We start from the raw sequence: 22,808 nt of genomic DNA on the forward strand, positions 1-22,808 counted from the left end.
AGCTACGCGCCCCTATCCACCCGACGTATTATCCGCGCGCAGCGCTTGACGTAAGATCCGACGCTACCCGAGACAACGACAATTAACGGGAGTGGTTTATGACTGTTGCGGCGCCTGCGCCCCTGCCCCTGATTCCGGCCAAGCTCACCGCGCCGGCGCTGCATCCAGGTCTGCTCGCCCGGCCGCGTTTCGACGAGTGGCTGCCGCGCCTGGCAAAGGTGCGCCTGGCGGTGCTGCAGGCGCCCAGCGGCTACGGCAAGACGGTGCTGGCCGGCCAATGGGCGGCCGCCTTCGACGGCCCGGTGGCCTGGCTCAACCTGGACGCCAACGACAACGGCCCGCGGCAGTTCGGTCGCTACCTGGTCAATGCCCTGGATGCCCGGCTGGAGGCCGGCTGCCCGCTGGGCGTGGCGCGCGCCGAGCAGGGCGATGAGGGCCTGGACGGCCTGCTGACCCGCTTGCTGGCCGAACTGCCGGCCAGCCATCCGCCCCTGCTGCTGGTGCTCGACGAGTTCGAGGTGCTGGACAACCGCGAGGTGATCCAGGCGCTGCGTTTCTTCCTGCGTAACATGCCCGAGTGGCTGACCCTGCTGGTGTGCAGTCGCGGCCTGCCGGACCTGGGCGTCGCCGAGTTGCGCATCCGCCAGCAGCTGCTGGCGCTGGACGCCGCGCAACTGGCATTCGAGCACGACGAGGTGCAGGAGTTGCTCGAGCTGGGCTTGCCGTTCGGCATCAACCGCGAGCAGGTCGAGCGCCTCAATCGGCGCATCGGCGGCTGGCCCTGCGCCCTGCAACTGGCCCTGCAGGAGGTGCAGACCGGCCGCGGTATGGACCTGTTCCTGGAGAGCCTGCAGCTGGGCCATCCCTATATTCGCGACTACCTGCGCGAACAGGTGCTCGCCGGCCTGAGCGAGCAGACCCTGGACTTCCTCCAGTCCACCTGCCTGCTCGAGCGCTTCAGCGCCGCCCTGGCCGACCGCTTGACCGCCAGCTGCAACGGCCGCGAGATGCTCGAACAGCTCGAGCGCAACGGCCTGTTCATCCAGCCCGTCGACAGCCTGCGCCAGTGGTTCGCCTATCACCCGCTGTTCGCCTGTTTCCTGCGCGGCGAGCTGAGCATCCACCAGCCGCAGCGCATCGCCGAGATGCACCTGCGCGCCGCCGAGGCGCTGTTCGAGGAGCAGATGCCGGAAGAGGCCGCCCGTCATGCGGTGCTAGCCGGCAGCGCCGAGCGGGTCGCCCAGGTGCTGGACAAGCACGGCCGGCAGTTCTACCGCCAGGGTTTGCTGAGCCTGCTGCAGCGTTGTCTGGCGGTGCTGCCGGAAAACCAGGTGGCCGAGTCGCCGCTGTTCACCCTGCTGCAGGCCTGGGTGTCGCAGAACCAGTACCAGTTCGACCAGGCCGAACGCTGGCTGCAGGCCGGCGAGCAGGTGCAGCGCGGCACCATGCCGCCGGAGCAATGGCCGCGCATCGAGGCGGACTTCAAGGCGGTGCGCGCGCAGATGGCGATGAACCAGGGCAACGAGCACAAGGCCATCGAACTGGCCCGCGAGTCCCTGGCCCGCGAGCCGTCGATCATGCGCACCTCCAGGGTCGCGGCGCTTTCGGCCCTGGCCGAGGCGCATTTCGTCCAGGGCGCGCTGCTGCCGGCGCAGCAGCAGTACGAGGAGGCCGAGCGCCGCGGCCGCGAGATCCGCGCCTCGCACCAGGTGCTCTGGAGCCTCGGCCAGCTGTCGGAGATCGCCATCGCCCAGGGCTACCTGCAGAAGGCCTACAACCTGCAGGAGCGGGCGCTGCAGTACATCGAGCAGGAGCAATTGCAGGCCACGCCGATCATGGAGTTCATCTACCGGGTGCGCGGCCAGGTGCTGTGGGAATGGCATCACCTCGATGCCGCCGAGCAGACCGCGCTGCAGGGCCTGGAAATCCTCGACGCGCTGGGCGACCACTGGTTCCTGCAGTGCTACGTGCTGCTCGCCCGGGTCGCCCATGCCCGCGGCCAGCAGGCGGTCTGCGCCGACTACATCGGCAAGCTCAAGAGCATGCTGGCCGACGACAATTACCACATCGACTGGCGGGCCAACGCCCACGCGGTGATGCTCGGCTACTGGGAGTCGACCCAGGACAAGGAAGCCATCCAGCAGTGGCTGGGCACAGCGCCTGCGCTGGCGCCGGCGGTCAACCACTTCACCCAGTGCAACGCGCGCAACCATGTGCGCGCCTACCTGGCGCTGAACCAGAGCGACAAGGCCCTGCCGATCCTGCGCCAGCTGCAGAGCTCGGCCGAGCGCCACCAGCTGGTGATGGACCAGAACCGCAACCACATCCTCCAGGCCCAGCTGCACTGGCAACGCGAGGAGCGCCAGGCGGCCCTCGACCACCTGCAGCAGGCCCTGACCCTGGCCAGCCGCACCGGCGCCATCGGCAGCTTCCTGCGCGTCGGCAAGCCGCTGATCGTCATGCTCAAGGCCCTGCAGCACGAGCGCCAGCTCGACGAACTGGAGCACCAGCGCGCGGAGCGCCTGATCCAGCTGGCCCAGCAGCAGCGCGACTTCGGCCGGGCGATCCGCATCAGTCTGGACGAGGCGGTGATCCAGGACATCATCAACCGCCCGGACGTGCCCGAGCTGATCCGCCACTCGCCGCTGACCCGGCGCGAATGGCAGGTACTCAGCCTGATCCATGCCGGCCTGTCCAACGAGCAGATCTCCGAGCACCTCAACGTGGCGCCGACCACCATCAAGACCCATATCCGCAGCCTCTACCAGAAGCTCGCCATCACCCAGCGCAGCGAGGCGGTGCAGCTGGCGCGCAGCCTGCTGAGCAAGATTCAGGGCGAGTAGGGGGCGGCGCGTTGCCGCGTCTTGCGTTGCACTCGTCGCTTTGCGCGCGCCCTCGTGGCGCGCGCTACGCTTCTTCCGCCAGGGGCCGCGTCCCGACTGCGCGCGGCACTACGCCCCCTGCGCTCATCCGCCGGCAGGGGCGCGACTCCTCCCCCCTACGCCCTCGCCATACGCCTGGCAAAACCCGTGCGGGGAGGATGTGAGCGCCATGCCGCTGGCCTAGAGTGGCCGGCGTCATAACCAATAAGAAGGCTGTGCCGTATGGCTGTTTCCCGCAAGGACTGGTGGCGCGGTGGCGTCATCTACCAGGTGTATCCACGCAGTTTCTTCGACAGCAACGACGATGGCGTGGGCGATCTGCCGGGCGTGCTGAGCAAGCTGGACTACATCGCCAGCCTCAACGTCGACGCCATCTGGCTGTCGCCGTTCTTCACCTCGCCGATGAAGGACTTCGGCTACGACGTCTCCGACTACCGCGGCGTCGATCCGCTGTTCGGCACCCTGGAGGACTTCCAGGCCCTGGTCGGTGCGGCCCATGAGCGCGGCCTGCGGATCTTCATCGACCAGGTGCTCAACCACTGCTCCGACCAGCATCCCTGGTTCGCCGAGAGCCGCTCCAGCCGTCACAACGCCAAGGCCGACTGGTTCGTCTGGGCCGAGGCCAACCCGGACGGCACCCCGCCGAACAACTGGCTGTCGGTGTTCGGCGGCTCGGCCTGGAGCTGGGACAGCCGGCGCAAGCAGTACTACCTGCACAACTTCCTGGCCAGCCAGCCGGACCTGAACTTCCACTGCGAGGCCTTGCAGCAGCAGTTGCTCGACGACATGCAGTTCTGGCTCGAACTGGGCGTCGACGGCTTCCGCCTGGACGCGGCGAATTTCTATTTCCACGACCAGCAGCTGCGCGACAATCCGCCTAACCCGGATATTCGCGAGGGCGGCATCGGCGTGCGCGCCGACAACCCCTACGCCTACCAGCGCCATGTCTACGACAAGAGCCAGCCGCAGAACCTCGATTTTCTGCGCCGCCTGCGCGCGCTGATGGAGCGCTACCCGGGTACCTCCAGCGTCGCCGAGATCGGCTGCGACAACTCGCTGCGCACCATGGCCGCCTACACCAGTGGCGGCAACACCCTGCACATGGCCTATTCCTTCGACCTGCTCACCGCCCAGTGCAGCCCGGCCTTCATCCGCCACACGGTGGAGGCCATCGAGAGCGAGCTGGCCGACGGCTGGCCCTGCTGGTCGGTGGGCAACCACGACGTGGTGCGGGTGATGAGCCGCTGGGCCCTGCAGGGCAAGCCGGAGGCCGCCCGCGGACGCCTGCTGATGGCCTTGCTGTTGTCGCTGCGCGGCAGCGTGTGCCTGTACCAGGGCGAGGAACTGGGCCTGGAGGAGGCCGAACTGGCCTACGAGGACCTGGTCGATCCCTACGGCATACGCTTCTGGCCGGAGTTCAAGGGCCGCGACGGCTGCCGCACGCCTATGCCCTGGCAGCACGACGCGGCCCATGCCGGCTTCAGCGCGCACCAGCCCTGGCTGCCCCTGGCCGAGAGCCACCGGGCGTTGGCGGTGGACGTCCAGGAGCAGGATGCGGATTCGATGCTCAACAGCTACCGGCGCTTCCTAGGCTGGCGCCAGGCGCAGCCGGTGCTGATCGAAGGCACGATCCGCATGCGTCATCACGACGAGGCGCTACTGGTGTTCGAGCGCCGGCTGGGCGATGAGGCCTGGTTGTGCCTGTTCAACATGAGCGCGAGCGAGCGCCGCTACGACCTGCCGTTGATGGTCGAGCCGCTCGAAGCGGTTCCCGCCAGCACTGCCGAGTTCCTCGGCAGCTGGGTACACTTGCCGGCCCACGGCTTCGGTTTTGCCCGCCTGCTGGGCTGAGTGGAGAATAAGAAAATGGCCAGCGTCACCCTGCGTAATATCTGCAAGAGCTACGGCGACATCGCCATCACCCGCAATATCGACCTGGACATCGAGGACGGCGAGTTCGTGGTCTTCGTCGGCCCTTCCGGCTGCGGCAAGTCGACCCTGCTGCGGCTGATCGCCGGCCTGGAGGACATCAGCGCGGGCGAGTTGCTGATCGGCGAGCAGCGGGTTAACGACCTGCCGCCGATGGACCGCTCGGTGGGCATGGTGTTCCAATCCTACGCGCTCTATCCGCACATGACCGTGGCCGAGAACATGGCCTTCGGCCTCAAGCTCGCCAAGGTCGACAAGGGCACCATCCGGCGCAAGGTCGAGGAGGTCTCGCGCATTCTCCAGCTCGACCAGCTGCTCGAGCGCAAGCCCAAGGACCTCTCCGGCGGCCAGCGCCAGCGCGTGGCCATCGGCCGCACCATGGTCCGCGAGCCCAAGGTGTTCCTCTTCGACGAGCCGCTGTCCAATCTGGACGCCTTCCTGCGCGTGCAGATGCGCATCGAGATCTCGCGCCTGCACCAGCGCCTGCGCTCGACCATGATCTACGTCACCCACGACCAGGTCGAAGCCATGACCATGGCCGACAAGATCGTGGTGCTCAATGCCGGGCAGATCGCCCAGGTCGGCCAGCCCCTGGAACTCTACCACTACCCGCGCAACCGCTTCGTCGCCGGCTTCCTCGGCTCGCCGCAGATGAACTTCCTCCAGGTCAAGGCGCTCGCCGCCAGCGCCGAGGTCGTGGAAATCGAGATGCCCGGCGGCTATCGCATGCAGGTACTGGTCGACGGCAGCTCCGTGCAACCGGGTGAGGAATTGACCCTGGGCGTGCGCCCGGAGCATTTCGTCGACGCCGAGCAGGCCGACTTCGCCTTCTACGGGCAGATCGCCGTGGCCGAGCGCCTGGGCGACCACAACCTGGTCTACCTGAACCTGGAAGGGGTCGAGGACATGGTCACCCTGCGTGGCGACGGCAACCGCAAGGTCGCCGTGGGCGAAACCTACGCCGCCGGCCTGATGGCCAACAAGTGCCACCTGTTCCGTGCCGACGGCCAGGCCTGTAGTCGTCACTACCGCGAGCCGGCGATCTACGGCTGAGCCCGGACGCTCAGCAGTAGCGCCGCACCGCCTCGGCCAGGTCTTGGGCCAGTAGGGCGTTGGGGGCCCTGGCCTCGTCGCCGGGGCGGTATTTGCCGGTTTGCACCAGGCAGCCCTGCAACCCGGCCTTCTGGGCACCCAGTACATCGCCTTCGACGTCGTCACCGATCATCAGCGCCTGGGGCGCTTGCACGCCGAGTTCCTCCAGGGCGCCCTGGAAGAAGGCCGCCGAGGGCTTGCCGAGCACCAGGGCCTCGACCCCCGCGGCGTATTCCAGGGCGCGGACGAAGGGGCCTGCGTCCAGGCGCAGGGCACCCTGGTAGCGGAAGTAGCGATTGATGCCCATGGCCAGCAACGGCGCGCCCTCCAGAAGCAGGTGGAAGGCGCGCTCCAGATGCAGGTAGTCGAAGCGCTCGGCGGCGTCGCCGATGACCACCGCATTGGGTGACGGTTCTTCGAGGAGGTCGGCGAACTCGGCCTCCAGGTTGCGGTGGATCAGGCAGTAGGGGCGCAGGCCCCGGGCCTCGAGGTAATGGCGCATGGCTCGGGGGGCGCTGTAGATCTGCTCGGGTTCGATGACGTAGCCCATACCGCTGAGTTGGCGATGGATCTCGGCGGCGGTCAGGCGCGAGGTATTGGTCACCAGGCGCAACGGGTAGCCCTTGGCCTGCAGTTGGGCAACCGCGTCCACTGAGCCGGGCAGGGGGACGCTGTCCTGGTAGAGCACCCCGCTGACGTCCAGCAGCACCGCCTGTGTCATCGCCTGCCTCCTCACGCCGAAGCGCGCTCTGCACTGCACCCTAACAGCGATAGCACAGCTTGACGCCCCATGCCCCTGCATTGCAGCGTGTGGCCCTGCGGTACCGAAGGCGCGGGGTGGTCCCGGCCGTTGTTCGAACATCAGCGAAAGGATTCCAGATGCTTGCCTCTACCCCCATCGTCTTGATCCACGGGCTTATCGGCTCGTTGCAGCTTCCCGACTTGAGTGGATTGCTCGCCCCGCACCGGGTCTTGGCGCCCGATCTGCTCGGCTATGGCGCGCAGCGACAGCGGGTGGCCGCCGAGTTGAGCCTCGATGCCCAGGTCGAGTACCTGCGTGGGACTGTCGAGCAGCATTTCGGCGATGAGCCGGTGCACCTGGTGGGGCATTCGGTCGGTGGCGTGGTGGCGGCGCTGTTCGCGTGCCGATACGGGGCACGGGTGCGCAGCCTGGTCAGCGTGGAGGGCAACTTCAGTCTGAAGGATGCCTTCTGGTCGGCCCGGGTGGCGGCCATGACGCCGGCAGAGGTGGAGGCGTTGCTCGCGGGTTATCGGCGAGACCCGGCCGGTTGGCTGGCCGGGGCGGGGGTTGTCCCGACGGCTGAAACCCTACGGGTGGCCGAGTGCTGGCTGGCCCAGCAGCCTGCCTCGACGGTGCAGGCCATGGCGCAGGTGGTGGTGGCCGAAACCGCTCCGGCGGCGTATCGGGACAGGCTGCGCGCGCTTTTCGCCCGTCTACCGGTGCATTTGATCGCTGGTGAGCATTCGCGCGCGGGCTGGGACGTGCCGGCCTGGGCCGAGTCGGCCGCGGCCAGCCAGACCCTGATCCCGGGCTGCGGGCACTTGCCGATGCTGGAGCGTCCCGCCGCCTTCACCCAGGCTGTGGCGACCGCCCTGGACGGCCCGCGGGATTCACCCCACTAAGAGACCAGTCCCAGGGGCTCTTGGGGCTCGTCCGTCTCTTCGGCCACCCCGGCGAGGAATTCGTCGCCCCAGCGGTGGATGTCGTTGTAGCTGACGATATCGAACAGCTGGCGCAGGCGCGCCTGGGCCTCGGCCTTGGGTAGGTTCAGCGCCAGGTAGCAGGTCTGCGCCAGGTCCGCCGGGTCGTGGGGGTTGGTCAGCAGGGCGCCCTTGAGTTCGGCGGCGGCGCCGGCGAACTCGGAGAGCACCAGCACGCCGCTGCCGCCGAGCAGGCCTTGCGCGGCGACGAATTCCTTGGCCACCAGGTTGAGGCCGTCGCGCAGCGGGGTGATCCACATGACGTCGGCCATGGCGTACCAGGCGCTGACCTCCTCGAACGGCAGGCTGCGGAAGAAGAACTGCAGCGGCGTCCAGCCGATCCGCGCGAAGCGGCCGTTGATGCGGCCGACCGCCTGCTCTATTTGGGTCTGCAGTTCGTCGTAGATGGTCATTTCCTTGGCCGCCGGCACGCAGACGGTGACCAGGGTGACCTTGCCGAGCAGCTCGGGGTTGTCGGCCAGCAGGCGCTCGTAGGCGTTGAGCTTCTCCAGGATGCCCTTGGTGTAGTCGAGGCGCTCGACCGAGAGCAGCAGCTTGACGCCGGACAGCTCCTCGCGCAGGCGCGCCATCATCTCGCGGATCTTCGGGTTGTCCAGGGCGCTGCGCACCCGGCCGATATCCAGGCCGACCGGGTGGGCGCCGAGCTTGACCACTCGGGTGCCGGTGTCCACGGCCGTGGTCATGCGCTCCAGGCCCACGGCGCAGCCGTAGGTGATAAAGCGCGGCGCGCAGTTCTGCCGCTCCAGGGTCTTGAGCGGGAACACCCCGCGGGCCACATCGACGAAGTTCTCCACCTGGCGCGGAATGTGGAAGCCGACGTAGTCGCACTGCAGCAGGCTGCCGACGATCTGTCGGCGCCAGGGCAGCACGTTGAACACGTCCGCCGAGGGGAAGTAGGTGTGGTGGAAGAAGGCGATGCGCAGGTCCGGGCGCAGTTCGCGCAGGTAGGCCGGGACCATCCACAGGTTGTAGTCGTGCAGCCAGACGGTGGCGCCTTCGGCGGCTTCCAGGGCGGTGCGTTCGGCGAAGGCGCGGTTGACCTTGCAGAACACCTGCCAGTCGTCCTCGTTGAAGGTGGCCCGTTCCCAGAAGGTGTGCAGGGTCGGCCAGAAGGCCTCCTTGGAGAAACGCTTGTAGAAGATGTCGACTTCTTGCTTGCTGAGCTTGACCCGTGCGGCGGTGAGCTTGGGGTAGCGTTCGGCATCCACCGTGGTGTGGCTGTCGAAGGGTTCATGCTCGTCCTCGTGCACCGCCCAGGCGACCCAGGAGCCGGGCCGGCCGTCGCCGAAGAAGCTCAGCAGGGTGGGGATGATGCCGTTCGGCGAGGTCGGGCGGCGGCGCTGCAGCTTGCCGTCGGCACCGCGGTATTCCTCATAGGGCAGGCGATGGTAGACCATCACCAGTTCGGCCTTGCCGGGCTGGGCGGCCTGGCGCTTCTCCGCGGCGATGCCGTGCTCGCCGAGGAAACCGAAGTGGGCGAAGGCTTCGAGGATGCCGCCGCAACCGGGACGCTTGGCGTGCAGGGTGCGCGAGTGCTGGGCGGTGGCTTCCAGCAGGCCCGTCTCGGACTGGCCGACGCAGACGCCCTTGAACGGGCCGCTGAGCATCGACAGGTCGTTGAGGGTGTCACCGGCGGCCAGCACCTGGTCGGCGTCCAGCTCCAGCCAGTCGGCCAGGGCCTGGAGGCTGCTGCCCTTGTTCACCCCCTGGGGCAGGAAGTCGAGGTAGCGTTCGGCCGAGTAGAGCAGGTCGCAACCCAGGGCGCGGGCGGCGTCCAGCAGGGCCGGGTTGGCCGCCTCTTCGGGCGTGCAGAAGTAGGAGCAGCGACGGGCCTGGGGCACGTCCTGGCGCTCCAGGTCGAAGCCCTCGATGGCGCTGGCGACCTGGCTCTCGCCGGGCCACAGGGCGTCCACCGCGCTCTGCAGCGGCTGGATGGGCTGCAGCGTGTCGCCGTGCACCAGGCTGGCGCCGACGTCGGCGATGATGTAGTCCGGCTGCGGCAGGGTCGGGTCGGCCAAGAGCGGCAGCACCGCCTCCAGGCTGCGGCCGGTGACGTAGGCCAGGCGGATTTCGGGGTGGGCGGCGATGGTCTGGTAGAGGCTCAGGCGATCCTCGGGATCGCCGGCGAGAAAGGTTCCATCGAGATCGGTGGCAAGTAGCATGCGCTGTCTCCTTATGCAGTTGACGCGCCGACCTGGGCCGACGTGCTGTTGGGTGGGCGTTGCCGCGCGAGGGCGGCGGCCGCAGTTGTTGCAGCGGCGCGGTTGTGCGCCGCTAGCGTGATTCGGGGGCGAGTGGCTCGTCGACGCTGCCCGTCTCGGCGGGCGGCGCATCGGGCATCAGTTCCAGCACCGTGTGGCTGGTGCGCAGCATCGGCATGAAGTGCGCCTGTTCGCCGCTGACCAGGTCGCTGACGTGGCGCAGGCGGTACCAGGTGTAGGTGGCCAGCAGGGCGAGCACCGTGGCGAAGTACAGCGGCAGGGCGCGGGCACCGAACTGCTGCATCAGCACCCCGGCCAGCAGCGGGCCGCACACCGAGCCGATGCCGTTGACCATCAGCAGGCTGCCGGAGCCGGCGAGAATCTCGTCGCCGTGCAGCTGGTCGATCAGCTGGGCCACGGCGATGGGGTAGATGGCGAACGCCAGGCCGCCGAACAGGAAGATCAGGCCGAGCAGCGCCCGACCGGCCGGCAGCAGGCTCATCCCGAGCGCCACCAGCACCGCCAGGATCACCACCCAGAGCATCACCAGGCGGCGGTCGTGTCTGTCCGAGTAGCGGCCGATGGGCCACTGCAGCAGGGCGCCGCCGAGAATCGCGCTGCTCATCAGCAGGCCCACGCCGCCGGCGTCGAAGCCGCTGAGGCTGGCGTACACCGGCGCCATACCCCAGAAGGCCCCCAGGGCCAGGCCCGACAGGCCGGCGGCGACTATCGCCAGGGGGGCGATGCCGAGCAGCTGGCGCAGGTTGCTGTGCAGCGCCTCGGGCACGCTGGGCTGGGCCTGGCGAGTGAGGGTGATGGGCATCAGCGCCGCGCTGATCAGCATCGCCGCCAGGACGAAGAGGATGAAGTCGCCGGGTTCGGCCAGGCCCAGCAGTTGCTGCGCCGCGGCCAGGGCGCCGAGATTGACCGCCATGTACAGGGCGAACACCTGGCCGCGCTTGTCGTTGGGCACCTGGGCGTTGAGCCAGCTCTCGATCACCATGTACAGGCTGACCAGGGCCAGGCCGTAGAGCACGCGCAGGGCCAGCCAGACCCAGGGGTCGACCAGCAGCACGTGGAGCAGGGCGGCGATGGCGGCCAGGGCGGCACAGAAGGCGAAGGCACGGATATGCCCAACGCGGCGCACCAGCGGAATCGCCAGCCAGGTGCCGAGGAGGAAGCCGACGAAATACCCGGACATGATCAGGCCGAGCATCGAGCTGGAGTAGCCTTCGGCGACGCCACGCAAGGTCAGGAGGGTGTTGAGCAGGCCATTGCCGAGCAGGAGTAACGCGACCCCGCTCAGCAGTGAACTGATGGGGGCAATCTGGGACCACATGGCGGACTACCCTAGGGAACTATGCCCTCGATAGCAAGCACGAAGCGGGCCAGGTGGGTCGGATTGCGTTGGTTAAGTTGTTGATATGCAAGGAGTAATTTAAGAGATAAAAGGCTGGCGATATTTTTTGGGCGAGATTTTGCACCCTTTTGGGGCATTGCCGGCTCAGGACGCCTCCACCCTGAGCGGGTTCAGGGCGGGGGGGGTGGTCCGGGCGGCCTGGTTGAAGCGCTCCACCATGGCGTTGAGATCTTCGCGGTCGCGGCGGTTGGCGATGTGCCGGTCGGCGGTTTCCAGCACGCTCTGCGCGTGGCGGATCAGGTCGGCCTTGTGATGGGCACGGGGGCGCTGGTACAGCAGGTTCTTGTAGGCCTGCAGCAGGCCGATCAGCACATGCGGGTCCTCGCGGCCGTAGCTGCGCAGCGGACCGAAGATCAGCTGCAGCAACTGGTCCAGCGGTAGCTCGAAGAAGAACAGGCGCGGCGGCTGGTCCGGCAGGGGGACGACATCCAGGTCCGGCAGGGTCATGCGCTTGCTGAACAGTACGCTGAGCATGTCGATGGCGGTGATGGCCGTGCCCGGGTCGTTGATCCCGGGGCTCAGGGCCTTCACGGCGATCTCCGACATGTGCTTGCAGCCGAACAGGTAGTGGGAGCTGACGTACTGCTCGACGAAGAAGTCGAAGCAGTCGAGCAGTTGCTGGCTCAGGTCTTCGTCGACCTGGCGATCCAGTTTGAACAGCGGATGACCGCTCATGACGAAGAAGCCGCGATGGACCAGCACCGCCATGCGCAGGTCGTGCTCCTCGAGCAGGGCGCAGAGGGTGCTGACGTTGAGTTCCTTGAAATAGCCGCTGCGCTGGGCCTCGACCTGCACCCAGCCCTCGTCGACCGGCCAGGAGGGCGCCTGGGTGCAGTCGAGCAGCTTGTGTTCGCAGTCGCTGAGTTTGTCCAGGGTGCCGATATAGAGGCTGTTGAGGATGTGCTCGACCTGAATCGACTGGCTGATCGAGCGGATGAAGTGTACGAACAGCCCCAGGCAGGCGATGCCCAGGCCCAGGGTGACCAGTACGCCGAGGCTGGGAACCCGTTCGTCGCCCTGTTGCTCGATGGTGGTGATCAGCAGCAGCGCATAGAGAATGGTGCCCAGGTAGAAGCCCAGGGTTTTCTGGTGGCCCTTGCTGCTGATCAGCCCGGGCAGCAGTCGCGGCGACAGGGCCGCGGCCGCGTTGTTGAGTACCACCATGACCATCGAGAAGCTGAACACCATCAGCGACATGATGCCGGCTACCAGGGTGCCGAGAATCAACCGCGCGTTGTCGGCGTTCTTCACCAGGCCGATGTCCAGCCTGGCCTTCACCGCCAGCAGCCAGGGCTGGTACTCGATGGCGATGTTGAGCAGGCACAGCAGCAGGAAACCCAGGGCGATCAGCGTCGGGTAGAACGCCAGGCTGTGGATGGTGCGCAGGTAGGCGCGGAAGAGCAGGTTGGAGGGTTGCACCACGGGAGCGGCCGCCGAAACGAAGGGTTTGTCCGAACTATAGTCGAGCCCTCGTCCGGCGGGCCGGCTCCCCGGCAGCCCTCAGCTGAAGACCCGGGCGATGGCGCTGGCCAACTGGTCCAGGCGCTGGGCATCCAGGCCGGCCACATTGGCCCGTCCCGAGCCGACCATGTACACGCTGTACTCCTCGCGCAGGCGCTGCACCTGCCGGGGCGACAGGCCGGTGTAGGAGAACATCCCCCGCTGCACGGCGATATGGGCGAATCGCTCGGCCAGGCCGTGGGGGCGCAGGGCCTCGACCAGTCCCTGGCGCAGGGCGGCGACGCGCTGGCGCATGGCGTCCAGCTCGTCGATCCACAGGGCCTTGAGTTCGTCGTCGTCGAGGATGCTGGCGACCACCGCGGCGCCGTGGGCCGGCGGCGTGGACCACAGGTTGCGGGCGATGGAGGCCAGCTGGCTGCGTACATCCTGAAGCTTTCCGGTGTCTGCCGCGCAGACCAGCAGGGCGCCGGTGCGCTCGCGGTAGAGGCCGAAGTTCTTCGAGCAGGAGCTGGTGATCAGCAGCTCCGGCAGCGCCTCGGCGAACAGCCGCACGGCCCAGGCGTCCTGCTCCAGACCGTCGCCGAAGCCCTGGTAGGCGAAGTCGATCAGCGGCAGCAGCTCGCGCGCCTTGACCACCTCCAGTACCCGCTGCCAGTCGTCCTGGCCGAGGTCGAAGCCGGTGGGGTTGTGGCAGCAGGCATGCAGCAGCACCACGTCGCCCTGGGGCAGGCGGCCGAGGGTCTCGAGCATGGCCTCGACATCCAGGCGGTTGTCGGCACCGACATAGGGGTAGTGGCCGACGCGCAGACCGGCTTCGGCGAACAGGGTCTCGTGGATCGGCCAGGTCGGGTCGCTCAGCCAGATGCCACGGCCCGGCAGGCAGTGGCCGATGAAGTCGGCCGCCAGGCGCAGGGCGCCGGTGCCGCCGGGAGTCTGGCTGGCGGCGGCACGCTGCTCGGCCAGGGCCGGGCTGGCGGCGCCGAGCACCAGTTCGGCCAGGCGCGCGCTGAACAGGGCATCGCCATGGCCGCCGATGTAGCTCTTGCTGGTCTCGCCCTCGACCAGGCGCTGTTCGGCCAGCTTGACCGCCCGCGGGATGGGGGTCAGGCCGCGGGCATCCTTGTACACCCCGACGCCCAGATCCAGCTTGGCCGGATTGGCGTCGGCGGCGAAGGCTTCCATCAGGCCGAGGATGGGGTCGCCGGGCACCCGTGCGATCTGGCCGAAGTGCCTCACTTGCGGCCCTCCGCGTTCTTGGCCACCTCGTCGGTGCGCGCGGCCATGATGAAGTCATTGCGGTGCAGGCCGCGGGCCTCATGGCTCCACCAGGTCACGGTGACCTTGCCCCATTCGGTGAGCAGGGCCGGGTGGTGGCCTTCTTCCTCGGCGATGGCGCCGACGGCGTTGGTGAAGGCCAGGGCATGGCGGAAGTTGCGAAACAGGAAGACCTTCTCCAGCTCCATGTGGTCGCCGCGGGTCTCGATGTTCCAGTCGGGGATCTGCTTGATCAGTTCGGCCAGTTCCTCGTCGGACACCAGCGGGGCACCGGCGCGGCAGGCTTCGCAGTGGGCTTGGGCAAGGCTCATGGGGGTTCTCCTGAAGATGGGGGTGTTCGTAGGGTGGACAACGGCCCTCGGCCTTGTCCACCGGGACAGGGTGATGGTGGATAACGCCGCAGGCGGCTTTATCCACCCTACGCGGCTTTGGGCGGGAACTTCGGGGCGTGCAGGCCCAACTGCATGGCCCGGTGGACCAGGGCCATGATGTCCTCGTGGGCCAGCTCGAACAGGCGCTTGAGCTCCGGCAGGACGAAGTACAGCGGCTGCAGGATGTCGATGCGATAGGGGGTGCGCATCGCCTCCAGCGGGTCGAAGGCCTGGTGCTCGGGCGCATCGGACAGGCAGTAGACGGTTTCCTTCGGCGAGGAGAGGATGCCGCCGCCGTAGATCTTGCGACCCTGGCTGGTGTCGACCAGACCGAACTCGATGGTCATCCAGTACAGCCGCGCCAGGTACACCCGCTCTTCCTTGCTGGCCTTGAGGCCGAGCTTGCCGTAGGTGTGGGTGAATTCGGCGAACCAGGGGTTGGTCAGCAGCGGACAGTGGCCGAAGATCTCGTGGAAGATGTCCGGCTCCTGCAGGTAGTCCAGCTCTTCCGGCGTGCGGATAAAGGTGGCCACCGGGAATTGCTGGCTGGCCAGCAGCTCGAAGAAGGTCTGGAAGGGAATCAGCGCCGGAACCCGGGCGACCCGCCAGCCGGTGGCGGCCTGCAGCACCTTGTTGATCTCGTCGAGCTGGGGGATGCGATCGAGCGGCAGGCCGAGCTGGTCGATGCCGTCCAGGTACTCCTGGCAGGCGCGTCCCTCGACTACCTTGAGCTGCCGGGTGATTAGGGTGTTCCACACCTGATGCTCGGCGTCGCCGTAGTGGATGAAGCCGCTTTCGTCCGGTTTGCGGGCCACGTACTGCGTGGATTTCATCGCTGCCTCCTGAGGGGGCCTTGTTGTTGTGTTGGACTATGGATATCCCAGGATGTGCGATTGCGCAGCCGCTCCCGGGAAAAGGCGGGCGGTGGCAAGGCGCGCTTTCCGTAAAGAATAGATTACGAAGGCGGCGGGGTGGCGACGCGCCTTCTTGCTGGCGGCCATGTCCGTAACATATTCTTGACGGAAATTACGGCGGATTGCTCGATTCCAGGGGCCTCAGCCGCCTCCAACGCCGCCATCGGGGCCCGTCATGCGTATCAAAGTCCACTGCCAGAACCGTATCGGTATCCTGCGCGACATCCTCAACCTGCTGGTCGAGTACGGCATCAACGTCGCCCGCGGCGAGGTCGGCGGCGAGCAGGGCAATGCCATCTACCTGCACTGCCCGAACCTGATCAACCTGCAGTTCCAGTCGCTGCGCGCCAAGTTCGAGGCGATTTCCGGGGTGTTCGGCGTCAAGCGCGTCGGCCTGATGCCCAGCGAACGGCGCCACCTGGAGCTCAACGCCTTGCTCGGCGCCCTGGATTTTCCGGTGCTGTCGATCGACATGGGCGGCAGCATAGTCGCCGCCAACCGCGCCGCGGCGCAGCTGCTCGGCGTGCGGGTGGACGAGGTGCCGGGCATCCCGCTGTCGCGCTACGCCGAGGACTTCGACCTGCCCGAGCTGGTGCGTGCCAACAAGTCGCGGATCAACGGCCTGCGGGTCAAGGTCAAAGGCGACGTGTTCCTCGCCGACATCGCCCCGCTGCAGACCGAGCACGACGAGAGCGATGCGCTGGCCGGCGCGGTACTGACCCTGCACCGCGCCGACCGGGTGGGCGAGCGTATCTACCACGTGCGCAAGCAGGAGCTGCGCGGCTTCGACAGCATCTTCCAGAGCTCCAAGGTGATGGCCGCGGTGGTGCGTGAGGCGCGGCGCATGGCGCCGCTGGACGCACCGCTGCTGATCGAGGGCGAGACCGGCACCGGCAAGGAGCTGCTGGCCCGCGCCTGCCACCTGGCCAGCCCGCGGGGACAGTCGCCGTTCATGGCGCTCAACTGCGCCGGGCTGCCGGAGTCCATGGCCGAGACCGAGTTGTTCGGTTACGGCCCGGGGGCCTTCGAGGGGGCGCGGCCGGAGGGCAAGCTCGGCCTGCTGGAGCTGACCGCCGGCGGCACCCTGTTTCTCGACGGCGTCGGCGAGATGAGCCCGCGCCTGCAGGCCAAGCTGCTGCGCTTCCTGCAGGACGGCTGCTTCCGCCGGGTCGGCAGCGACGAGGAGGTGTACCTGGACGTGCGGGTGGTCTGCGCCACCCAGGTCGATCTGTCCGAGCTGTGCGCCAAGGGCGAGTTCCGTCAGGACCTCTATCACCGCCTCAACGTGCTCAGCCTGCATATTCCGCCGCTACGCGAGTGTCTGGATGGCCTGGCGCCGTTGGTCGAGCACTTTCTCGACCAGGCCAGTCGGCAGATCGGCTGCCCCTTGCCGGGGCTGGCGCCCCAGGTGCTGGACAAGCTCGCCCACTACCACTGGCCGGGCAACGTGCGCCAGTTGGAGAACGTGCTGTTCCAGGCCGTGTCGCTGTGCGAGGGCGGCACGGTCAAGGTCGAGCATATCCGCCTGCCGGACTATGGCGCGCCGCAGCCGCTCGGCGACTTCTCCCTGGAGGGCGGCCTGGACGCCATCCTCGGCCGTTTCGAGAAGGCCGTGCTGGAGCGTCTGTATGCCGAGCATCCGAGCAGCCGCCAGCTGGGCAAGCGTCTGGGGGTGTCGCACACCACCATCGCCAACAAGCTGCGCCAGCACGGTGTCGGCAAAGAGTAAGAACATTTCGCATTCGGGTTGTTGGTGCAAATGAGAGGTTGTAACATTTAGCTTCAATTTTGCGCCGCAGGGAACGCCTGGCCTGACAACAAGAAGGTCGTTCCCATGCTCAAGACGTTCCTCATCTACAGCCACCTGCTGGCCACCTGTGTCGCCCTCGGTACCCTGTTGCAGACCGACCACAAGCTCTGGCGCTGGCGCAAGGCAGGACTGGACGAGGGTAAGCGCGCCCAGTTGGCGGAGGTGCAGCAGGTGGTCAGTCTGGCACTGCTGGCCCTGTGGGTCACCGGGGCGGCGTTGGTGGCGCAGGGCTATCTGACGGCCGGGCTCGACTATCTGCTCAATCAGAAACTCTGGGCCAAGGGCAGCGTGGTCGTGCTGCTGACCTGCAACGGTGTACTGCTGCACCGCCTCGGTTTTCCCCTGTTGCACCAGGCGCCCTTCGTTGCCTTGCCTGCCTCGGCGCGGATTCGCCTGGGCCTGCTCGGCGCGCTGTCCATGAGCGCCTGGCTGTTCGCCGCGTTTCTCGGGGTGGCGCGGCCCTGGAATCAGGGCATGGCCTACCTGGAGGTGATGGGGATATTCGCCGCGCTCTGGCTACTGGCCAGCCTGGTGGCCTGCTGGGTGGTGAGCAGTGCGGGCATTGCGGGTAGCGGCGAGACCGGCGGCGGGGCGGCCGAGTCCTGTTAGACCTTGGTGCAATGGCGGGGGCGGGTACGGGTGGCGGAAACTGGGCCCGTCCGGATCCTGCGTGATTTGGAGACAGGCATTTTCCATTCCTTTGGGAGTGATTGGGTAGGCGACCCCAGGTGGGTCGCCTTTTTTTGCCTGTTATTCGGGCCTCGATAGGGATATGTCGGCGCCCCGGACGAGCGGGGTTCGACGGCTGGCCGGGGCGCAGGTCCGCTCCTTGTGCGGGGGTGAGACCCTTGTTGTAGAGCGGTAATACCATGGTCGAATGGCCCAGGGAGGGGGGTGTGGCTACAAAATGACGCATTGCAGAACAACAACTAACCACTGAGGTATTGCTGATGAGTGCTGCGTCCCTGTATCCCGTGCGCCCCGAGGTGGCGGCCCGGTCGTTGACCGATGAGGCCACCTACAAAGCCATGTACCAGCAGTCGGTGATCAATCCCGAGGGTTTCTGGCGCGAGCAGGCCCAGCGTCTGGACTGGATCAAGCCCTTCACCCAGGTCAAGCAGACCTCCTTCGACGACCATCACGTCGATATCAAGTGGTTCGCCGACGGCACCCTCAACGTGGCCTACAACTGCCTGGATCGTCACCTGGAGGAGCGCGGCGAGGCCGTCGCGATCATCTGGGAGGGCGACGACCCGTCCGAGAGCAAGCGCATCACCTACCGCGAGCTGCACGAGCAGGTGTGCAAGCTGGCCAACGCCCTGCGCGGGCAGGACGTGCATCGTGGCGACGTGGTGACCATCTACATGCCGATGATCCCGGAAGCGGTGGTGGCCATGCTGGCCTGTGCGCGTATCGGCGCCATTCATTCGGTGGTGTTCGGTGGCTTCTCCCCCGAGGCCCTGGCCGGGCGGATCATCGACTGCAAGTCCAAGGTGGTGATCACCGCCGACGAGGGCCTGCGCGGCGGTAGGAGCATCCCGCTCAAGGAGAACGTCGACGAGGCGCTGACCAACCCGGAAACCGCCAGCGTGCAGAAGATCATCGTCTGCAAGCGCACCGGCGGCCAGATCAAGTGGCACCCGCATCGCGACATCTGGTTCGACGACCTGATGCAGGTCGCCGGCATCCAGTGCGCGCCGAAGGAGATGGGGGCCGAGGAGCCGCTGTTCATCCTCTATACCTCCGGCTCCACCGGCAAGCCCAAGGGCGTGCAACACACCACCGGCGGTTATCTGCTGTATGCCGCGCTGACCCATGAGCGGGTCTTCGACTACCGCCCGGGCGAGGTGTTCTGGTGCACCGCCGACATCGGCTGGGTCACCGGCCACAGTTACAACGTCTACGGGCCGCTGGCCAACGGCGCCACCATCGTGCTGTTCGAGGGCGTGCCGAACTACCCGGACATCACCCGCGTCGCCAAGATAGTCGACAAGCACCAGGTCAATATCCTCTACACGGCGCCGACCGCGATTCGCGCCATGATGGCCCAGGGCACGGCGGCGGTGGAGGGTTTCGACGGCTCCAGCCTGCGCCTGCTCGGCTCGGTCGGCGAGCCGATCAACCCGGAAGCCTGGCAGTGGTATTACGAGGCGGTCGGCCAGAGCCGCTGCCCGATCGTCGACACCTGGTGGCAGACCGAGACCGGCGCCACCCTGATGAGTCCCTTGCCCGGCGCTCACGGCCTCAAGCCGGGATCGGCGGCGCGGCCGTTCTTCGGCGTGCAGCCGGCCTTGGTGGACAACATGGGCAACCTGCTGGAAGGCGCCACCGAGGGCAACCTGGTGATCATCGACTCCTGGCCGGGCCAGGCGCGCACCCTGTACGGCGATCACGACCGTTTCGTCGACACCTATTTCAAGACCTTCCGGGGCATGTACTTCACCGGCGACGGCGCCCGGCGCGACGAGGACGGCTACTACTGGATCACCGGCCGGGTGGACGACGTACTCAACGTATCCGGCCACCGCATGGGCACCGCGGAAGTGGAAAGCGCCATGGTCGCCCATCCTAAGGTTGCCGAGGCGGCGGTGGTCGGCGTGCCGCACGACATCAAGGGGCAGGGCATCTACGTCTACGTCACCCTGAACAGCGACGAGGAGCCTTCCGAGCAGCTGCGCTTGGAGCTGAAGAACTGGGTGCGCAAGGAAATCGGTCCGATCGCAACGCCCGACGTGATCCAGTGGGCGCCGGGCCTGCCGAAGACCCGCTCGGGCAAGATCATGCGCCGTATCCTGCGCAAGATCGCCGTCGCCGAATACGATGCGCTCGGCGACATCTCCACGCTGGCCGATCCTGGCGTGGTGCAACACCTCATCGACACTCACCGTGGCATGCAGGCCGCCTGACCGGCACCTGTCGACGACGCCCCGCCCGGCCACAAGCCGCGGCGGGGCGTCGTGCTTTTGGAGGCTCGGATGGATGCGGGAGGGCCGGTAACGCCTCGTGCTATCGATGGGGTCTATGGAAACGTAGTTGTGCGCTATCGGCGCGTCGAACGCCGGGCCTGAAACTTGCCGATGTGCTCCAGGCCTTGTATCTCGGGCTTCTTCAGGATTGGGCGCGCTTATTGCAGTATTATTCGGTTTACCTTTCCTTCGCCTTTGCATGTTTGTCGGGGGCTGTCAATGCGCCCGGCGTGCCCTTTCTGGCCTTTTGTAAATACTTGTCGCATTGAGGAAATTTCGACTTCCGGGCTCTCGCTAGAATGCCGATCACCGAGCCGGGCTCCTTGTCGTCCGCGGGTTACGCGGCAAGGACGGCGACGATCCCTGCAATTCGTGCATGGCTGACTGCCTGCGCACACTCCCCGGCACCGCCACGCGAAGCCATTCCCATTCGAAGGAGTCACAAGATGAAGAAGATCGCACTTCTCGGCGCACTGGCGCTCTCCGTGCTGTCCCCGCTGGCCATGGCTGATGACGCCAAGCCCCTGCGCATCGGCATCGAGGCGGCCTACCCGCCGTTCGCCTACAAGACCCCGGAAGGCAACATCACCGGCTTCGACTACGACATCGGCCAGGCCCTGTGCGAAGAGATGAAGGTCGAGTGCAAGTGGATCGAGCAGGAGTTCGACGGCCTGATCCCGGCACTGAAGGTGCGCAAGTTCGACGCGGTGCTGTCCTCCATGTCCATCACCGAAGATCGCAAGAAGTCGGTTGATTTTACCGGCAAGTACTACTCCACTCCGGCCAAGCTGGCGATGAAGGCCGGTACTCAGCTCAACGACCCGCTGGTCGACCTCAAGGGCAAGAAGGTCGGCGTGCAGCGCTCTTCGATCTACGACCGCTATGCCACCGACAACTTCGCCCCGGCCGGCATCGAAGTGGTGCGCTACAGTTCGCAGAACGAGATCTTCCTGGACCTGACCGCCGGCCGCCTGGACGCCACCCTGGCCGACTCGGTGAACATCGACGACGGCTTCCTCAAGACCGACGCCGGCAAGGGCTTCGCCTTTGCTGGGCCTGACTTCACCGATATGAAGTATTTCGGCGAAGGGCAGGGCATCGCCGTGCGCAAGGGCGACAAGGCCCTGGCCGACAAGATCACCGCGGCCATCGCGGCGATCCGCGCCAACGGCAAGTACAAGGAAGTGCAGGATAAGTATTTCGACTTCGACGTCTACGGCGAGTAATCGCTTCCCACCGAAAGTGGCGCAACCCGATGCAACGCGGACTTGCGCCACTTTTTCGTTGTGCTTCCGGCGCCTCGCGGCGCCCGCATGAGGTAACTGGAGCATGCTGAACGGTTACGGCTCGACCATTCTCGAAGGTGCCTGGCTCACCCTGCTGTTGGCCCTGTCCTCGGTGGCGGTCGCCATTTTCCTGGGCCTGCTCGGGGCGGCCTTCCGCCTGTCGCCGATCAAATGGCTGGCGCTGCTGGGTGAGGCCTACGCCACGGTGATTCGCGGCATTCCCGACCTGGTACTGATCCTGCTGATCTTCTACGGTGGCCAGGACCTGGTGAACCGGGTGGCGCCGATGCTCGGTTATGACGAATACATCGACATCAACCCCTTCATCGCCGGTGTGTTCACCATGGGCTTCATCTTCGGCGCTTACCTGTCGGAGACCTTCCGCGGCGCCTTCATGGCCATCCCCAAGGGCCAGGCCGAGGCGGGTGCAGCCTACGGCATGAGCGGGATCAAGGTGTTCTTCCGCATCCTGGTACCGCAGATGATCCGCTTCGCCATTCCCGGCTTCACCAACAACTGGCTGGTGTTGACCAAGGCCACCGCGCTGATCTCGGTGGTCGGCCTGCAGGACATGATGTTCAAGGCCAAGAGCGCCGCCGATGCCACGCGTGAGCCCTTCACCTTCTACCTGGCGGTCGCGGCCCTGTATCTGGTGCTGACCAGCGTGTCGCTGCTGGCCCTGCGTTACCTGGAAAAGCGCTACTCGGTCGGCGTAAAAGCCGCCGACCTGTGAGCATGGGAGCGAACGCATGATTTTCGATTACAACGTCATCTGGGCCAGCCTGCCGCTGTACTTCAGTGGTGTGCTGGTCACCATCAAGCTGCTGTTGATCTCCCTGGCGCTGGGCCTGGCCATGGCGGTTCCCCTGGCGCTGATGCGCGTTTCCAAGTCGCCGCTGGTGAACTTCCCGGCCTGGCTCTACACCTACGTGATCCGCGGCACGCCGATGCTGGTGCAGCTGTTCCTGATCTACTACGGCCTGGCCCAGTTCGAGGCGGTGCGCGAGGGCGCGCTCTGGCCCTACCTGTCGGACGCGACCTTCTGCGCCTGCCTGGCCTTCGCCATCAACACCAGCGCCTACAGCGCCGAGATCCTCGCCGGCAGCCTGCGCGCCACGCCCCATGGCGAGATCGAGGCGGCCAAGGCCATGGGCATGTCGCGGGCCAAGTTGTACCGCCGCATCCTGCTACCCTCGGCCCTGCGCCGCGCCTTGCCGCAGTACAGCAACGAAGTGATCATGATGCTGCACACCACCAGCCTGGCGTCGATCGTCACCCTGATCGACATCACCGGCGCGGCGCGCACCGTCAGCTCGCAGCACTACTTGCCGTTCGAGGCCTTCATCACCGCCGGTTTGCTCTACCTGTGCCTGACCTTCATCCTCGTGCGCCTGTTCAAGGCGGCCGAGCGCCGCTGGCTGGGCTATATGGCGCCGCGCAAGGCCTGAGGGGGCGAGC

General features: G+C 66.7%; 17 protein-coding genes. 10 read left to right on the forward strand and 7 right to left on the reverse strand.

Annotated features, from left to right (window positions below; translation table 11 throughout):
- The first annotated feature begins 98 nt into the window (after window positions 1-98).
- The 3 genes from malT (at window position 99) to malK (ending at window position 5,864) form a co-directional block, all read left to right on the forward strand.
- Window positions 99-2,843 (forward strand): HTH-type transcriptional regulator MalT, encoded by a 2,745-nt coding sequence (malT, locus tag SBP02_RS08995; protein ID WP_318646042.1) that lies wholly within the window; start codon window positions 99-101, stop codon window positions 2,841-2,843.
- A gap of 261 nt (window positions 2,844-3,104) precedes the next feature.
- Window positions 3,105-4,733: an alpha-glucosidase gene (locus tag SBP02_RS09000; protein WP_318646043.1), complete on the forward strand. Its 1,629-nt coding sequence runs from the start codon at window positions 3,105-3,107 to the stop codon at window positions 4,731-4,733.
- A gap of 15 nt (window positions 4,734-4,748) precedes the next feature.
- The gene (gene malK, locus SBP02_RS09005) at window positions 4,749-5,864 is read left to right on the forward strand and encodes a maltose/maltodextrin ABC transporter ATP-binding protein MalK (RefSeq protein WP_318646044.1); all 1,116 of its coding nucleotides are present in this window, start codon (window positions 4,749-4,751) and stop codon (window positions 5,862-5,864) included.
- Window positions 5,865-5,874: 10 nt separating this feature from the next.
- Here malK and SBP02_RS09010 read toward each other — a convergent pair whose 3' ends face one another.
- Window positions 5,875-6,624: a TIGR01458 family HAD-type hydrolase gene (locus tag SBP02_RS09010; RefSeq protein WP_318646045.1), complete on the reverse strand. Its 750-nt coding sequence runs from the start codon at window positions 6,622-6,624 to the stop codon at window positions 5,875-5,877.
- 158 nt (window positions 6,625-6,782) lie between these two features.
- Between SBP02_RS09010 and SBP02_RS09015 the strand changes: the two genes are divergently transcribed.
- Window positions 6,783-7,547 carry an alpha/beta fold hydrolase gene (locus tag SBP02_RS09015; RefSeq protein ID WP_318646046.1) on the forward strand — a complete coding sequence of 255 codons (765 nt, stop codon included), beginning with the start codon at window positions 6,783-6,785 and terminating at the stop codon, window positions 7,545-7,547.
- Here the strand turns inward: SBP02_RS09015 and ggpS are convergent.
- The 6 genes from ggpS to phhA form a co-directional block, all read right to left on the reverse strand.
- Window positions 7,544-9,808, reverse strand: a complete 2,265-nt coding sequence (ggpS, locus tag SBP02_RS09020; RefSeq protein WP_318646047.1) for a glucosylglycerol-phosphate synthase — start codon at window positions 9,806-9,808, stop codon at window positions 7,544-7,546. The genes SBP02_RS09015 and ggpS overlap by 4 nt on opposite strands.
- 112 nt (window positions 9,809-9,920) lie before the next feature.
- Window positions 9,921-11,186 carry an MFS transporter gene (locus tag SBP02_RS09025; RefSeq protein WP_318646048.1) on the reverse strand — a complete coding sequence of 422 codons (1,266 nt, stop codon included), beginning with the start codon at window positions 11,184-11,186 and terminating at the stop codon, window positions 9,921-9,923.
- Between the two features lie 165 nt (window positions 11,187-11,351).
- Window positions 11,352-12,689 (reverse strand): DUF2254 domain-containing protein, encoded by a 1,338-nt coding sequence (locus SBP02_RS09030; RefSeq protein ID WP_318646049.1) that lies wholly within the window; start codon window positions 12,687-12,689, stop codon window positions 11,352-11,354.
- Between the two features lie 78 nt (window positions 12,690-12,767).
- Entirely contained in the window at window positions 12,768-13,964 is a 1,197-nt protein-coding gene (locus tag SBP02_RS09035) for an amino acid aminotransferase (RefSeq protein WP_318646050.1), read from the reverse strand.
- A complete protein-coding gene (locus tag SBP02_RS09040) occupies window positions 13,961-14,314 on the reverse strand; it encodes a 4a-hydroxytetrahydrobiopterin dehydratase (protein WP_318646051.1) in 354 nt (117 codons plus the stop codon). The genes SBP02_RS09035 and SBP02_RS09040 overlap by 4 nt, the downstream gene beginning before the upstream one ends.
- Before the next feature lie 107 nt (window positions 14,315-14,421).
- Window positions 14,422-15,207, reverse strand: coding sequence for a phenylalanine 4-monooxygenase (gene phhA, locus SBP02_RS09045; RefSeq protein WP_318646052.1), 786 nt, complete (start codon window positions 15,205-15,207; stop codon window positions 14,422-14,424).
- Window positions 15,208-15,463: 256 nt separating this feature from the next.
- On the opposite strand from phhA, the gene SBP02_RS09050 reads away from it, so the two are divergent.
- The 6 genes from SBP02_RS09050 (at window position 15,464) to SBP02_RS09075 (ending at window position 22,798) form a co-directional block, all read left to right on the forward strand.
- Complete coding sequence (locus tag SBP02_RS09050; protein ID WP_318646053.1) at window positions 15,464-17,017, forward strand: sigma-54-dependent transcriptional regulator; 1,554 nt, start codon at window positions 15,464-15,466, stop codon at window positions 17,015-17,017.
- A gap of 105 nt (window positions 17,018-17,122) precedes the next feature.
- Window positions 17,123-17,707 carry a hypothetical protein gene (locus SBP02_RS09055; protein WP_318646054.1) on the forward strand — a complete coding sequence of 195 codons (585 nt, stop codon included), beginning with the start codon at window positions 17,123-17,125 and terminating at the stop codon, window positions 17,705-17,707.
- Window positions 17,708-18,048: 341 nt separating this feature from the next.
- Window positions 18,049-20,004 carry an acetate--CoA ligase gene (gene acs / locus SBP02_RS09060; protein ID WP_318646055.1) on the forward strand — a complete coding sequence of 652 codons (1,956 nt, stop codon included), beginning with the start codon at window positions 18,049-18,051 and terminating at the stop codon, window positions 20,002-20,004.
- A 506-nt stretch (window positions 20,005-20,510) separates the two neighbouring features.
- The gene (locus SBP02_RS09065; RefSeq protein ID WP_318646056.1) at window positions 20,511-21,290 is read left to right on the forward strand and encodes an ABC transporter substrate-binding protein; all 780 of its coding nucleotides are present in this window, start codon (window positions 20,511-20,513) and stop codon (window positions 21,288-21,290) included.
- A gap of 103 nt (window positions 21,291-21,393) precedes the next feature.
- Complete coding sequence (locus tag SBP02_RS09070; RefSeq protein ID WP_318646057.1) at window positions 21,394-22,083, forward strand: ABC transporter permease; 690 nt, start codon at window positions 21,394-21,396, stop codon at window positions 22,081-22,083.
- 16 nt (window positions 22,084-22,099) lie between these two features.
- On the forward strand, window positions 22,100-22,798 hold the full coding sequence (locus SBP02_RS09075; RefSeq protein WP_318646058.1) for an ABC transporter permease: 699 nt from the start codon (window positions 22,100-22,102) through the stop codon (window positions 22,796-22,798).
- Window positions 22,799-22,808: the final 10 nt, after the last annotated feature.

The organism is Pseudomonas benzenivorans, assembly GCF_033547155.1.
GTDB lineage: Bacteria > Pseudomonadota > Gammaproteobacteria > Pseudomonadales > Pseudomonadaceae > Aquipseudomonas > Aquipseudomonas benzenivorans_B.